This is a genomic window from Clostridium neonatale (genome assembly GCF_900465025.1).
Lineage (GTDB): Bacteria > Bacillota > Clostridia > Clostridiales > Clostridiaceae > Clostridium > Clostridium neonatale.
The window spans coordinates 1,534,699-1,550,622 of sequence record NZ_UICR01000002.1 but is presented as its reverse complement, the minus strand read 5'-3'; the positions used below and the strand labels follow the sequence as shown (position 1 = coordinate 1,550,622).

The window sequence follows — 15,924 nt, the reverse complement described above, 5'->3', positions numbered from 1 at the left end:
ATATTCTACTTATTATGAAAAGTAAATCTAAAAAATTATTAAAAAGTTAGATATTTATAATAAAAAATTAAATAATGTCACCTGCACATAAAGAGATAATTTCTTTAAGCTAAATTGATTTAAATTATTAGAAATGTTAAAATTTTATATAGGTAATTAAATATTTAATGAGAGGACGATATAGTTATGAAAGTTAAAAAGGCTATTATACCTGCTGCAGGTCTAGGAACAAGATTTTTACCAGCAACTAAGGCTCAACCAAAAGAAATGTTACCAATAGTAGATAAGCCAACTATTCAGTACATAATTGAAGAAGCAATTGCCTCAGGAATTGAAGAAATCCTTATTATAACAGGAAGAAATAAAAAATGTATAGAAGATCATTTTGATAAATCTATAGAATTAGAATTAGAGTTAGAGAAGAGTGGAAAATCGGATTTACTTGAATTAGTGAGAGATATATCTGAAATGGTTGATATACATTACATAAGACAAAAGGAACCAAAGGGATTAGGTCATGCGATTCATTGTGCTAAAACGTTTGTAGGAAATGAACCTTTTGCAGTTTTATTAGGTGATGATGTGGTTGATAGTAAAACTCCTTGTCTTAAGCAGCTAATAGATTGTTTTAATGAATATAACACAACTATTTTAGGAGTTCAGACTGTACCAGAAGAAAATGTATCTAAATATGGTATAGTTAATGGAATTCATATTGAAGATAGGGTTTATAAAGTTAAGGACTTAGTTGAAAAACCATCATTAGAAGAAGCACCAAGTAATGTTGCAATTTTAGGAAGATATATAATTACACCACAGATATTTGATATTTTAGAAAATACTGCGCCAGGAAAAGGTGGAGAAATTCAATTAACAGATGCATTAAAAACTTTAATAAATAAAGAAGCAATGTATGCATATAATTTTGAAGGTAAAAGGTATGATGTTGGAGATAAGCTTGGATTTTTACAAGCAACTATAGAATTTGCTCTTAAAAAAGATGAATTAAGAGAAGATTTTATAAAGTACTTAGAATCTAAACCATGGGAAAATTAATATAAAGTAATTGAAAAAATAAAGGTTATATTAAAATAATTAATTTTGATATAACCTTTATTTTATTAATAAGTCTTACTATTGATAAAATGAAAATATTAATAATCTAATTAGTAATATTGAGGAATCTAGCAAAATAGTTAATGAGATTAATGTTATTATGAATAGGGGGAAATTTACTGTTGAGTTAAAAGCCTAGATAAAAATACAGATATACATGATGTTAATATTGCATAATAATTTTGATACATCTCTATACTTTTATGGTAGAATAACATAAGAGAATTTTAAAAACTTATTATTTTAAGCTTGGAGGCTAATAATTATGAAAATATGCTATTTAGCAGATATAAACAGTGCTCATACTCATAAATTTTTAAATTATTTTGTTAAAAAAGGATATGATATTCATGTTATTTCTCTTGGAAAAGGCGAATATAATGGTGTTAAAGTACATTCTTTGGATATAGAAGATAATGTGATGAAAGGAAAATCAGAAAAAGGTAAAGTTGGATATTTAAAAAAGATAAAAAAAGTAAAGGAATTAATTAATGAAATAAAACCGGATATACTTCATGCACATTATGCCAGTAGTTATGGATTATTAGGGGCTTTAGCTAATTATCATCCATACATAATTTCGGTATGGGGAAGTGATGTCTATGATTTTCCAATAAAATCCCCAATACATAAAATGATTATAAAATATAATTTAAAGAAGGCAGATTATATTTTATCAACAAGCAATGTAATGAAAAAAGAGACAGAAAAGTATACTAATAAAGAGATAAAGGTAACTCCATTTGGTGTTGATATAAATAAATTTTATCCTAATAAAGTTGAAAGTGATGAAATTATTATAGGAACAATTAAAACATTAGAAGAAAAGTATGGAGTTCAATACCTTGTGAAGGCATTTAAACAAGTAAAGGAAGAAAATAAAGATTTAGATATTAAGTTGAGAATTGGCGGAAAAGGAAGTCAAGAAGATTACTTAAAGAATCTTTGTAGGGAATTACATATAGAAAATGATGTTACATTCTTGGGATTTGTAAAACCAGATGATGTTATAAAGGAGTTTCAAAGATTTGATATATCAGTATTTCCATCTACTTTAGATAGTGAAAGCTTTGGTGTTGCAGCTGTAGAGTCAGAAGCTTGTGGAACACCAGTTATAGTTAGTAATGTAGGTGGACTTATGGAATCAACTAAACCAAATGAAACAAGTCTTGTTATTGAAAAGAAATCAGTTGAAGATTTAGCAGAAAAGCTAAATATCTTAGTAAGAGATAAAGATTTAAGAATAAAAATGGGAAAAGCAGCAAGAAAGTTTGTTGAAGATAATTATTCTTTAGAGAAAAATTTTGAATATATCAATAAGATTTATTTGCATATGTAAAAATGTATAACATAAGAAGAGTTATAGGAGTAAATATTTTAGAAGAATACCCTGAGTATTTTGATGCAGCAGTATTATCAGCACCAATGCTTGAAATTAACACTGGTTCAGTAGAAAATATATTGGATTTTTATAAAAAAATATAGAATAGTACAATTAGGATGTATCAAATTTGTATAATGGTTTGATGCATCTTTTGTTTTATAATAGAAAATTGAATGGGTACATTTTGAATGATGCTAAAGTCTATGTATAATTATATTAATGTTATTAATATAGGAGGAAAGGCTAATGAATGAAAATAAAAATTTAACTACACGAGAATTAGTTTTGGTTGGACTTATGATAGCTCTAGTATACTTAGCAGGTAGCATAATTAGGGTACCGTCAGTAGGAGGATTTGTTCATATAGGCGATTGTATGGTGTTCTTATCAGTTGTTGTTTTAGGAAAGAAAAAAGGTGCAGTGGCAAGCTCTTTTGGTATGCTTTTAGTTGATGTGCTTGGTGGATATTATTTATGGGCACCATTTACATTCATAATTAAAGGAACAATGGCTTATATTGCCGGATATATATTAGATATTATGGAAGATAAGGCTAATGACACTGTTAGATATCTTACTGCATTTATAATAAGTGGAATATTCATGATCATTGGTTATTTCTTTGCTGGCATAATTATAGCCGGATTTTTAACTGATAAGATTGGATTAATTCAAGGGATAGCTTATTCGGCTAAAGATATAGTAGGAAATATAATTCAAGTTACAACTGGAACAGTAATAGCATTGCCGCTTACAGCAGTTTTATTAAAAGCAAAACATTATTCGTTTAATAACTAGTATGCAGTAAATCTACCCAATTAAATATTATCATCATTTTCATAATAAGGTAGTATTAGTAATAATATATGTTTATTGGTATATGGAAAAATATATATTATAATTCTATTAATAATATAGTATAATTATAGTATTAGTTTATTTTTATATGAAATGACGTAACACTTGATGACTTAGTTGAAAGTGGTGATATAATATGCAAGATTATAAAAAACTTTATGATAGTTTGAAATGTGAATATGAAGCATACCAAAGGTTCTCTGAAAAGCATATACAGGAACTATGTGAAGTGAATGTTAAATTAGAAAATTCAAATAATTCTTTATTTAATATTGTAGAGATTAGTAAATATATAAATACATTCTTTAGTGATGATAATTTGATTTCAATGATTAATGATATGATAATAGGAATACTAGGTGTAGCAAATTCAACCATTTTTTTAATGGAAAATGATGAACTTATAATTAAGGCAACAAATATAGAAGATTCTAAAATAAATCTGACTTCAGAGGAAATAAAATATGTTTATAGTGAACAGGAATTTTTGATTAATTCTAAAGATCCAATAAAACAGGTGGGATCAAATTGCTCAGATATTCATTCGGTTATGGGAGTCCCTATATTTTTAAGGGATAAGTTTATGGGGTATATAATTGTAGAACACAAGGTTTACAATTTCATGACGGTAGAATTAAAATTATTTTTAAAATCTATTGCAAATCAAATAGCAATTTCTATAGAAAATTCCTTTTTATATAAACAACTAGAAAGGCTTTCCCAGACAGATCCACTTATGAATATATATAATAGAAAATATTTTTTTGATTATATGGAAAAAGTAATTCAACAAGAAAATTATGATAAATGTGCAATTGTAATGATTGATATTGATAATTTTAAAGTAATAAATGATAATTTTGGACATCAATTTGGAGATAAGGTTCTTATTAATACAGGAAAAATAATTAAAAGCTGGCTTGGTGATAATGATTTGATGGCCAGATATGGCGGGGAAGAAATAATATTATATATTACTGATTTTGATGATGAATTGAGCGTATATAATAAGATGAATATAGTAAGAAGAGCTATAGAGGGGTCCGTAGTAAGTTTTCAAGGAAAAGAGAAATCAGTAACTGCTAGCTTTGGAATTGCATATTTTCCGATGAATTCGCGAGACATTAATGAATTAATAAAAATTGCAGATGACTTACTGTACAAATCGAAAAATTTAGGGAAAAATAGAGTGATAAGTGCTCATGATGAAAAGTTTAAAACATTATTATGTTAAAATATAGAAGCTATCTAAATAGAGATAGCTTCTATATTTATTTTAATTAAGTGATTTGAATTTTATTATATTTTTAATAGTATATAATAATATATTCATGATAATATATTATAGTAAATGATTTCTAATGGGGGATATCTATGGATATAAAGAAACTGAGATCAATATTAAAAAGAGAAGAAGGAACTAAATTAGATTTTAAATTAAAGCTTGAACTATGGAATGAGACAGGGAAAAAAGAACTTGCTAAAGATGTATGTGCTATAGCAAATTCAAATGGTGGAAGAGGATATATAATTGTTGGAATTGAAGATAAAACAAAAAGAATTATTGGAATAGAAGATTCAGATAAATTTAAGGAGGAACAAATACAGCAGATAATAACAAGTAGATGTGAACCTCCAATCCCGATAGAAATAAACTTTGTAGAAATAGAAAATAAAGAGATTTGTGTTATATGCATTTATGATGGTGAGCAAAAGCCATATCAAGTTAGAGAAAATGGAGCATTTTATATAAGAAGAGGTTCTACAACCGATGTTATGAGAAAACAGGAGCTTATTGCAGCATTTGAAGAAAATCTAAATTTAACTATAGAAACATGCCCAGTTATGAGAAGTGATGATAGTATGTTAAATATGGAGCTTGTAAATACTTATTTTAAAAAAAAGGGAATACAAATAAATGAAGAAAATAAAAAATTCTTATTATTAACTACAGGAATATTATTTGAAGATAAAGAAAAATCAAAGCTAAGATGTACTTATGGGGGACTATTAGTATTTTCAGATAAGAATTTCTTATGCATACCTAATAATATGATTAAGATAGTTGATAAGTTAAATAGTGAATATGGTGAGGTTCATATTGTTCAAGGAAGTCTCCTATCTATGATAGATAAGACAGAAGAAATAATAGAAAAAATAATGCCAAAAGGATATTATATTGAGTCTATTATTGAAGCTGTAAAAAATGCAGTGTTATATAGAGAATATTTTGATTTAAATAGAATAATTGAAATAAGTATAAGTAAAAATAATATAGTTGTATGTAGTCCTGGTGAGTTTATAGATTATAATATAAAAGGTCAAACTACAAATTATAATAAGAGAAACATTTGGTTATATGAAAAATTGATGACAATAGATGAGAAAGATAGATTTTTAAATAATGGAAGAGGCTTTTATAGAATAAAAAATGGATTTAAAGGTAAAGGAAAAGTTAGATTTGTTAATTCAAGGGTAGAGCATAGTTTTAAAGTTATACTTCCAGGTGTTTAGGAAGTTAATAATAACAATTATGAGATATTTAATTTATGCATATTTCATATTATGAGATGTGAATTTATAGAAATTGACTAAGAGTTAACTAAAGGATATACTATAATTGTGAGATTTTGTGCTGAATCACAATGATTTTTATATATTAAGATACTAAATTTAAGTACAAATAAAACTTATTTATATAAGAAAACTTAGGAGGTTTTATAATGGCAAGTGTATTAGATGAGCTATTAGAAAGAGGATACATAAAACAATTTACTCATGAAGAAGAAACTAGAAAGTTATTAGAAGAAGAAAAGGTGACTTTTTATATAGGGTTTGACCCGACAGCAGATAGTTTACATGTAGGACACTTTATTGCAATGATGTTTATGGCACATATGCAAAGAGCAGGACATAGACCAATTGCATTAATTGGTGGTGGAACTGCTATGGTAGGTGACCCAAGTGGTAAGACAGATATGAGAAAAATGCTTACTAAGGAAGATATACAACATAATGTTGACAGTATAAAGAAGCAAATGTCTAGATTTATAGATTTCTCAGATGATAAAGCTATATTAGTAAATAATGCAGACTGGTTATTAAACCTTAATTATGTTGATTTCTTAAGAGAAGTTGGAGTACATTTCTCAGTAAATAGAATGTTAACAGCTGAATGTTTTAAGCAAAGATTGGAAAAAGGATTATCGTTCTTAGAATTTAACTATATGTTAATGCAAGGATACGATTTCTATGAATTAAATCAAAAATATAATTGTAAAATGCAATTAGGCGGAGATGACCAATGGTCAAACATGATTGCAGGTGTTGAACTTGTAAGAAGAAAAGCTCAAGGTCAAGCAATGGCTATGACATGCACACTATTAACTAATAGTCAAGGACAAAAGATGGGTAAAACAGTTGGAGGAGCTTTATGGCTTGATCCAAATAAAACATCACCTTTTGATTTTTACCAATATTGGAGAAATGTTGATGATGCAGATGTAGAAAAATGTTTGGCATTATTAACTTTTGTACCAATGGATGAAGTAAGAAGACTTGGATCACTTGAAGGTTCTGAAATAAATAAAGCTAAAGAAGTACTTGCATATGAAGTGACTAAACTTGTTCATGGTGAAGAAGAAGCAAAGAAAGCAGAAGATGCAGCTAAAGCTTTATTTGCAGGTGGAGCAGATATGTCTAATGTTCCTACAGTTGCAATAACTAAAGAAGATCTTGGTAAGACATTATTAGATGTACTTGCGACTACTAAGATTGTACCATCTAAGAAAGAAGGTAGAAGATTAATAGAACAAGGTGGATTATCTATTAATGGAGTTAAAGTTGAAGATGTCAATAGATTATTAGGTGAAGAAGACTTTGAAGATAATGTTGCTTTAATTAAAAGAGGTAAAAAGAATTATAATAAAATTGAAATTAATTAAATAAATAATTAATTAATTAATAGAAAGGATGGAATAGAAGCTCATATTAGGCTTTTATTTCATCTTTTATTTTATTTTAAAACAGCTTCTGATAATATTGAAAAAATATAATGATAGTTTATTTATAAATTGTATTCACAAAACTTAATCTTAATGATATTATAGATAATGAAATTTAATTGAAAATAATTATCAATAGGGGGTATATATGATAAAAAGATTAAGTAAATTTACATCACTAATGGTAGCAATGACTTCCATAACTTCACTTTCAATGACAGGAGTAAATGCAGCTGAATATGAGAGAATAGATTATAAAGAAGGAAGTGTGTATGAGGCTGTTACTTATAAAGATGGTAAATTTTATATTGATGGACAACTTGAAGAACTTGATAACGAAGGCGTTTATTATCTAAGTGATGGAAAATATACTAAACTTACAGATTTAGATACAGGATCAGAAGTAGAGCCATATGGAGCCAAATATTTAAATATAGATTCAGGAGATATTTATTTAGACTTGTCTAGTGGTGAATCAGTAGATGAAGATCTAGAACAAGATGATATAGATGATACTAAGGTAAATTTAAGAAAAAATATTAGAAATAAAGCTGATGATAGATATTCAGATCATGATATTTCAAGAGAGAGCTTAACTAAGCTTAAAAATTATAACTTTGGAGAAGAATGGTATGAAACAACATTTGCTCCAGAACAAATAACAAATGGAGATGCAGATGAGTTAACTGTTTATACAAATAAAGAAGGTAAATACATAGATGCAGATTATAATGTTGGAAAAATAAAAGTGGTTACTGATAATAAGATAGCTACTTTAAATAATACCGATGATACAGAAAAAAATATAAGTGTAAGTGTTTCTAATGCAAAAGTAATTACTCATGATAACAGCTATATTTATAGAAAAGCAACTATGACAGTTAAAAGTGATGAAACAATAAATAAAATTAATGGGATAGATATTCCAAAAACATCTACAGATCAATCCGTATTTATTATGAATGAAGAGAATAATATAATAAGTTTTGATGTTATCCAAAAAATATCAAAAGAACAATCATCAGAAACTATAGATGGGGCTAAATATGCTAAAAATGTAACAACTTATATGCTTTCTAAATCAAATGGTACTAAAGTAAAATTTGATGTAAGTGATGATACAACATATAGTATAAGTAAAGGAAAGATAATTGCCTGTAAGATTAACGAAAATGGAACAATATCAGCACAAGGAATATCATTAAAGAGTGAAGCTGGAGTCAATACTGTTGGAATAAAAAAAGCTGATGCAGAAGAATATAGTGACCATGCTATAGATGTAAATGGTGTTTTATGGAGACTTGATGGTGGATACATCTACAGATATAATGGAGCAACAGATTGGATAAAGGTATATAAAGTTGATGGGTCAATGACTAGATTATCTGTGTATGATGAAAATAATATGTTAGTTTGGGATGAAGAGGCAGAAAGATATTCAATAATAAATAAAGCGCCTAAAGACAATAGCCAAGCTTTAAGTGAGAATATTGAAAAGGTTGAAAATTTAATAGATGGAAATGTAATTACAGGATGGATTAAGAATGAAAGTGGAACTTGGTCATTTGTTAATTCAGATTCAAGCCTTATAAAAGGATGGTTAAATGATAATTCGAATTGGTATTATTTGGATGAAAATGGAGTTATGAAAACTGGATGGATTAATGATAAAGATAAATGGTATTATTTAAATAGTAATGGTTCTATGGCAACTGGGTGGATAAAAGAATCAAATGATTGGTATTACCTAAAAGAAAATGGAGCAATGGCTACAGGATGGGTTTATGTTAAAGATAAATGGTATTATTTAAATAGCAATGGTTCTATGGTATATAACACAACTATTAATGGTTATAGAGTTGGAGCGGATGGCGCAATGATATAATAATAGTGTATTAATTAAATTTTAAAGAGGTTTATCATTGTTTAAATAACAATGATAAACCTCTTTAACAGTATTTTATTAAATTTATAAATATATATTTTAAAATTTATAAATATTAATTTATTGTTTTCATATCCGATAAGTATATAAGAGTAATACTTAGGAGTTGAAAAGCTATGCCTGGAATTTATAATATTAATAACGGATATGCAAATAATAATAAAAAGATTTCTAGTAAATTAACTTTTGAAGTAGGAGAAAAATTTACAGGAAGAGTAGTTGATAAAGGTGAGGGAAAAGATATAACTATTAGATTATCTGATGGATGGCAGTTTATTGCAGAAACTGATGATAAGGTTGATATAGAACAATTAAAACTTTTAAAATTTGAAGTAGAAGGCTTTGAAAATGGAAAACTGAAATTAAAAATTTTAAAGGGAAATTCACAAGAAGTCACAACTGAAGATGAAAACTTCCAAGAGATTATAGAAAAAGAAGGACTCTCAAAGGAAGATATAAGTATACTTAAAAATATGGTGAAGCATAATATACCATTAACAAGAGAAAATATAAATCAGATGAAAGGTCTAATTCAACTAAGTCAATTAATGAATTCTGATACAGAAGAAATAAATAACTTTATAAAAAATTATTTAGAAAGTAATAATATAGATATAAATAGTCGTGAAGGACAGAATGCAAAGGAACTTCTAACAAAATTTTTCAATGAATTTAAAAACATGACAGCAGATGATATACTAGCATTCATTGAAAATAATCTTGAGTTATCTGAAGAGAATATAAAAAGCTTTAATAGGCTTTTTAAGGAAGATTTTACAATAGAAAAGCTTTTGATTAAGCTAAATGAAAATCTAAAACAAAATGAATTATCTCCTAAGGATGTTAGTGCTGGGAATAATTTATCCAATAATATAGAAAATAGTACACAGGCTACATTAACATCTAGTTCATCAGATAATGTAAGTACACTGGCTACTAAAATATATAATGAAAATGATCCATCAAGTAAGAAAGTGGATGTATTAGATATACTAAGAACATTAGCCGGGCAAGAGAATAAAGAAAATGAGACAGTTTTACCTAAGGAAATCGATTTTAATAAAAAAGAAAACGTAAATTTATCTAAAGAACTATTAGAAAATCTAGAGTCTAATAAGGATATAGTTAGGACAATAAAAAATATAATTGATGAAGATAAGTTTATAAAGGAAATGGTTAATAATGAAGCAGAAAAAAATAATGATGGTTCTGCAAAGGCTAAGGTAGAACAACTTTTATCGAATCAGGAAGGTAGAAAAGTTACATTAACAAATGATGAATTTAAACAATTAACCGAATTCATCAATAGAAAATTTAATGAAAATGAAGTAGTAAAAACAGATTCTATGCCAAAAGATATCCAGACAGGTAAGGAAATTAATGAAATAAAAAATTTTGAAATTGATAAATTGGATAAACTATTATTAAATGATAAGAATGATATAAAAATTCAAATAAAGGAAAGAATAAATAATGTAGCAGATATTGTGAAAAATCTACTATCACATACAGAACTAAATGAAAATGTGTATGATAAAATAACAAATTTAATAAGAGAAAATATAAATGATATAAAAGTATTTAATACTATAAATAATGAGTATTATTATGTGAATTTTCCAATACAAAGCAATTTTCAGGAGTATCCATGTCAGTTAATTATTAAGGACAATAGAAAAGATGGAAAGAAAATTGATAGTACAAATGCTAAGATGGTTGTTAGTGTAAAAACTATAAATTTAGGTGAAATTGATGGGTATATAACTATGATTCCTAACAAAATAAATATAAAATTGAAATGTGAAGATGAATTTACACGTATTTTAAATAAAAATAAGGATAAATTAATAGAAGGTTTATCAGCATCTGGTAATTATGTTACTGTTACTGTATCATCTAAAGAAAATCCAGCTAATATAGTAACTTGTAGAGAATTTTTTAATGATATGAGTATTTCTAATATTGATATTAGAGTATAAAATAATTTACAACTTTAAAAGTACATTGTACAATTAAAAGAAAAGTTATAGATTGCTGTAATAGAGGGAATGAGAATATATAGATATGCAAGGAGTGTAGCAGAACATATGAATCAAAGAAAAAAAGCAGCGGCATTAAAATATGAATATAATAGTGACGCCCCAATAGTTGCAGCATCTGGTATGGGGCATATTGCTGATAAAATACTCGAAAGAGCAGAAGAAAATAATGTGCCAATTGTGTATAATAAAGAATTAACAGATTTACTTTGTAATGTTGATGTAGGGGATGAGATTCCCACAGAACTATATGAAGCAGTAGCACATGTAATAGCGTTTGTTACTGACTTAGATAAAAAGTTATAATAAGATTTTATATACAAAAGATAGTTATAATATAGAAAGGTGAAAAAAATGGCTCTTTATACCATTTCAGATTTACATTTAGGATTTAATGTTGAAAAGCCAATGGATATATTTGGAGATAAATGGAAAAATCATTGTGATAAAATAAAAAATAATTGGCTTGAAAAAATAACTGATGAAGATACAATTCTTATTGCAGGAGATATATCTTGGTCGTTAAAAGCAGAAGATAGTGTATATGATTTAGATTGGATTAATGAACTGCCAGGTAATAAAATCATTAGCAAAGGAAATCATGATTATTGGTGGACTAGTATATCTAAATTAAATTCAATGTATGAGAAAACAAAATTTCTTCAAAATAATTATTATACCTATAAAGAATATGCTATATGTGGAACAAGAGGTTGGATATGTCCAGGGGCTAATAGTTTCACTTCAAAGGATGAAAAAATCTATAAAAGAGAATTAATAAGGCTTAGACTTTCATTGGAGGCTGCTAAAAAAGATAATTATAATAGCATAATAGTTATGTTGCACTATCCTCCTACAAATGAAAAATTTGAAGAATCAGAATTTATTAAAGTAATCAAAGAATTTAATGTTGAGAAAGTCATATATGGACATTTACATGGCCCGGTTTTATATGGAAAATTATTTGAAGGTAATATAGATGGAGTTGAATACATTTTGACGTCTGCTGATTATTTAGATTTTAATCCTATAAAAATACTGTAAAATCCGAGTTTTGAGGATAATAACCGAAATAAAGCTCTTATGTGTGGCTCGCTTGCTACAAAAATGACGCTAAGAATTCAAACATGCAGACATTGTACCCACAAATGTTTGCTCCAATGTAAAATTGGACAAACAATTGTGGAACAAGTCTACATGAAGAATTCTAAAGCGTCATTTTTGAATGCAAGACACCGTCAACATAAGAGCTTTATTTCTTTGTTTCATCTAAATTCAGAGTAGTGGTATTATTGTTACTATACATAAATAAATTTTTAAATTAAGGAATAGTTATTTATAGATATTAAAGATTTAAAAAGTTAATATTTTACCATTTTTAAAAAGATATAGATTTATAAATATCAAAATATAAATCCTTATGAATGTGCACTTATAAGTAAACCTATTCATCATTAGATGAATAGGGGCTATACTGCTAAGTTCGTACCTCACCAAGCATTATATGCCAAAGGGCAGCTATGCTGTAATTCGGAACTTTTCCTATATATTGATAGAAAATTATATTTTTAAGTATTGGATATTTATCAAAATATAAATTATATATGTTCTAATTAAGAATCCGTATTAAAATCTGACCTAAACCCCAAAAAATATATGGCTCAATATGAAGTAACTTTATTGAAACTTATATGCATTAAATAATAAGTTTAGAGAAAAACAAAGAAATTCAATATATGAATATGCGTAGTATTGTATTGGAAATTTCAGCTTTTAAATTCTTTGGAACAGCCTCTGCCATTAGAATTTAAAAGCTGAAATTTCCCTACAATCGAGCATATCATATATTGAATTTCGGTTATTTCCCACTAAACTCTGATTCTACGTCCATTATTTATTTTAGGTATTATTAATCTAATTTTGATATGCATTTATTAAGTGAATCAATATCATGAATAGTTGACTTAACTTCAGATGATAATGATGAAGCTATAGTCTCATTTTCCTGAAATGAAGAACTTAAATTATTAACAGATGTTATTACATCATCTTTCTTAGATGATGCAGTTGTAAGATTATCTATACAAGTCAAAATTTCGTCAGTGGCTTCTTCTATAGAGGTTTTTATTTCAGAAAAATTACTTTTAGCATCTTCTATTGAGTTATGTTGAGTTGATATAGCGGAATTACCAGAATTCATTGCATTTGAAGCATTCAATATATCAATTTTGATTTCTTCTAAAATTTTAGTTATGCTTTGAACAGCTTCTTTGGAGTTTTCAGCTAATTTTCTTACTTCTCCTGCAACAACTGAGAAACCCTTACCAGCTTCACCAGCTCTAGCAGCTTCAATTGCAGCATTTAAAGATAATAAGTTTGTTTGAGCTGCTATTTGACTAATTGAATCAGTTATACTATTTACTGATTCTAATTTAGAAACTAATGCATTTACTGTTGTAGTTGAGATTCCAAAAGCATTTTCAAGATCACTTAGTGATGTATTTAAATTATTAAGTGTGTTAAGACCTGTGTCAGCTAATTTATCTGTATCTAAAACTTTTATATGAACATTTGTAATATTAAGTGCTAAATCTTCCATATTAGAGCTGAAATCAGATAGTATATTTTTAGATGTATTTACTTCACTAGTTTGAGTGGTACTAGATGAAAGTAAAGAATTAACAGAAGAATCAATATTATTAATATCGTTATTTATATTCTTACCTATAGCTTTTAATTCTCTAAAATCATTTTTTGTGTTATTTAAACTATCACCAATCAAAGAAGGTTTAGTTACTTCATTATTAATAGGATCAATATTTTTGTTTTTAAATAAGTTCATATTTATACCTCCCAATAAGAAAATCTAATTATTTTTTGATTTTATAAGCTCTTTTCCATTACGTGCTAATTCTTTGACTCTATAAGTAGCATTTGTACTTATTATGGTTCTAGAATACCAGCGAAGTGCTTCCTCGTCATTTCCTACTCTTCTATTAAGATCTCCTATAAGATACATTAAGGAATCTCTTTGAAGGCCATAGATGGGAAAAGGTTCACTAATATAGGCATCGTTAAGACCTTCCAATGCTTGTCCCAGGAAAACTTTTTCATGTTCTGAATCATCAAGCATTCTATACATCCATGAAATCTTCAAAGAAATCATAGCTTTAGTACTAGAAGGCATTTTTATTAAAACTGCATTTAGTAATGCTAATTTATATCTTTCAATAGCAATATTTTCATCTAATATTGTAGGATATTCACGTGGTTTCCATTTAGGAGTAACATTACTACGAACAAGTTCTTGTCTATATGATCTAAGATTTTCAAAATCAGATTTCATTGCAGCATAACCACAAGAATTGCATATCCAAACATCATAAAAATAAGGATTTGCTACTGTATATCTTATAAAAAAATCAGAATCTTTTGATTGGATTCTCGGGGATTTAGTTTTTACTGCTTTTGTTTTGAAGTGGTTGTCACAAACAGGACAAACTACACTTTTATCGAAGATATGATCTTTCATATTTTCATACATTATTATGCACCTCGTATTATAATAAAAAATTATCCAATGTAAAAATATACATATTTCTAATTCATTATATCACAGAAATTAATTACATATGATATATATGTGGAATTATTTTTATAAATTTAGTGTGTGGTCTTATACATAATTCTAAGTTTCTGATATAATAATAAAGATGATTTAATTAAAGGAGAATATTTATATGGCAATAAATAATTGGAAAACTTTTTTAATGCCTTATGAGCAAGCGGTAGATGAACTAAAGGTTAAATTAAAATCAATTAGAAAAGAATATAGAAAGAAAAATGAATACTCTCCAATAGAATTTGTAACAGGGAGAGTAAAAGAAATATCAAGTATGCTTGAAAAAGCAAATAAGTTTGAGATTCCCATAGATAGAATTGGATATGAATTAGAAGACATAGCTGGCATAAGAATTATGTGCCAATTTGTTGATGATATAGATACAGTAGTAGAAATTTTAAGAAAACGTATGGATATGAAGATACTTTATGAAAAAGATTATGTGAGAAATGTTAAGGAAAGTGGATATAGAAGTTATCATATGATAATAAAATATCCAGTTAATATGGCTGAAGGACAAGTGGAAATATTAGCGGAATTTCAAATAAGGACATTAGCTATGAATTTTTGGGCAACAATAGAACATTCGTTAAATTACAAATATAAGCAAAATATACCAGATAAATTAAAGAAAAAGCTTAAAAGCTCTGCTGATGCCGCATTTAGATTAGATGAGGAAATGTTGGAAATAAAAGATGAAATTAAAGATGCACAAAAATTATTTGAAGTAAAATCGCATTTAATTTCAAGCATTATGAATTCATTATTAACACTTATCTCTTTAGGAAAAAATGCAGAAGCCGCAAGATATCAAAAGATATTAAATAAATTAATTGATGAAGGTGAAGTTTGGGAGCTTAATAGCTTATTGTTTTCAATAAATCGTGATATAGAAAAATATAAAGAATAAAAGGATGCAGGTAGTATAAGTTCTATCTGCATTCTTTTTTATTTAG

At 27.1% G+C, this 15,924-nt stretch carries 14 protein-coding genes; 12 read left to right on the top strand and 2 right to left on the bottom strand.

The genetic code is table 11. The annotated features are described in order from the left end of the window. Nucleotides 1-186 precede the first annotated feature (186 nt). The 11 genes from galU to CNEONATNEC86_RS18480 all read left to right on the top strand — a co-directional run bounded on the left by galU (nt 187) and on the right by CNEONATNEC86_RS18480 (nt 12,390). Nucleotides 187-1,056, top strand: a complete 870-nt coding sequence (gene galU / locus CNEONATNEC86_RS18530) for a UTP--glucose-1-phosphate uridylyltransferase GalU (protein ID WP_058296624.1) — start codon at nt 187-189, stop codon at nt 1,054-1,056. Between the two features lie 325 nt (nt 1,057-1,381). After that, the gene (locus CNEONATNEC86_RS18525; protein ID WP_125147604.1) at nt 1,382-2,455 is read left to right on the top strand and encodes a glycosyltransferase family 4 protein; all 1,074 of its coding nucleotides are present in this window, start codon (nt 1,382-1,384) and stop codon (nt 2,453-2,455) included. 2 nt (nt 2,456-2,457) lie between these two features. After that, nucleotides 2,458-2,601, top strand: a complete 144-nt coding sequence (locus CNEONATNEC86_RS18520; RefSeq protein WP_148097338.1) for a lysophospholipase — start codon at nt 2,458-2,460, stop codon at nt 2,599-2,601. A gap of 145 nt (nt 2,602-2,746) precedes the next feature. After that, nucleotides 2,747-3,298 (top strand): ECF transporter S component, encoded by a 552-nt coding sequence (locus tag CNEONATNEC86_RS18515; protein WP_159136567.1) that lies wholly within the window; start codon nt 2,747-2,749, stop codon nt 3,296-3,298. A gap of 196 nt (nt 3,299-3,494) precedes the next feature. After that, nucleotides 3,495-4,592, top strand: a complete 1,098-nt coding sequence (locus CNEONATNEC86_RS18510) for a sensor domain-containing diguanylate cyclase (RefSeq protein WP_058296621.1) — start codon at nt 3,495-3,497, stop codon at nt 4,590-4,592. 140 nt (nt 4,593-4,732) lie between these two features. After that, a complete protein-coding gene (locus CNEONATNEC86_RS18505) occupies nt 4,733-5,872 on the top strand; it encodes an AlbA family DNA-binding domain-containing protein (protein ID WP_058296620.1) in 1,140 nt (379 codons plus the stop codon). A 209-nt stretch (nt 5,873-6,081) separates the two neighbouring features. Beyond that, a complete protein-coding gene (gene tyrS, locus CNEONATNEC86_RS18500) occupies nt 6,082-7,302 on the top strand; it encodes a tyrosine--tRNA ligase (protein ID WP_058296619.1) in 1,221 nt (406 codons plus the stop codon). A gap of 208 nt (nt 7,303-7,510) precedes the next feature. Then, nucleotides 7,511-9,247, top strand: coding sequence for an N-acetylmuramoyl-L-alanine amidase family protein (locus tag CNEONATNEC86_RS18495; protein WP_159136566.1), 1,737 nt, complete (start codon nt 7,511-7,513; stop codon nt 9,245-9,247). A 176-nt stretch (nt 9,248-9,423) separates the two neighbouring features. Next, nucleotides 9,424-11,286, top strand: coding sequence for a flagellar hook-length control protein FliK (locus tag CNEONATNEC86_RS18490; RefSeq protein ID WP_125147601.1), 1,863 nt, complete (start codon nt 9,424-9,426; stop codon nt 11,284-11,286). A 108-nt stretch (nt 11,287-11,394) separates the two neighbouring features. Then, entirely contained in the window at nt 11,395-11,652 is a 258-nt protein-coding gene (locus tag CNEONATNEC86_RS18485; protein ID WP_058296967.1) for an EscU/YscU/HrcU family type III secretion system export apparatus switch protein, read from the top strand. A 48-nt stretch (nt 11,653-11,700) separates the two neighbouring features. Further along, nucleotides 11,701-12,390 (top strand): metallophosphoesterase, encoded by a 690-nt coding sequence (locus CNEONATNEC86_RS18480; RefSeq protein ID WP_058296616.1) that lies wholly within the window; start codon nt 11,701-11,703, stop codon nt 12,388-12,390. Nucleotides 12,391-13,255: 865 nt separating this feature from the next. On the opposite strand, the gene CNEONATNEC86_RS18475 is transcribed toward CNEONATNEC86_RS18480, so the two are convergent. Together CNEONATNEC86_RS18475 and CNEONATNEC86_RS18470 are read right to left on the bottom strand one after the other, a co-directional pair. Then, on the bottom strand, nt 13,256-14,188 hold the full coding sequence (locus tag CNEONATNEC86_RS18475; protein WP_058296615.1) for a methyl-accepting chemotaxis protein: 933 nt from the start codon (nt 14,186-14,188) through the stop codon (nt 13,256-13,258). 24 nt (nt 14,189-14,212) lie between these two features. Then, nucleotides 14,213-14,890 carry a DUF2225 domain-containing protein gene (locus CNEONATNEC86_RS18470; protein ID WP_058296614.1) on the bottom strand — a complete coding sequence of 226 codons (678 nt, stop codon included), beginning with the start codon at nt 14,888-14,890 and terminating at the stop codon, nt 14,213-14,215. Between the two features lie 196 nt (nt 14,891-15,086). Here CNEONATNEC86_RS18470 and yjbM point away from each other — a divergent pair, with 196 nt between their 5' ends. Next, nucleotides 15,087-15,878, top strand: a complete 792-nt coding sequence (gene yjbM / locus CNEONATNEC86_RS18465; RefSeq protein WP_058296613.1) for a GTP diphosphokinase — start codon at nt 15,087-15,089, stop codon at nt 15,876-15,878. Nucleotides 15,879-15,924 lie beyond the last annotated feature (46 nt).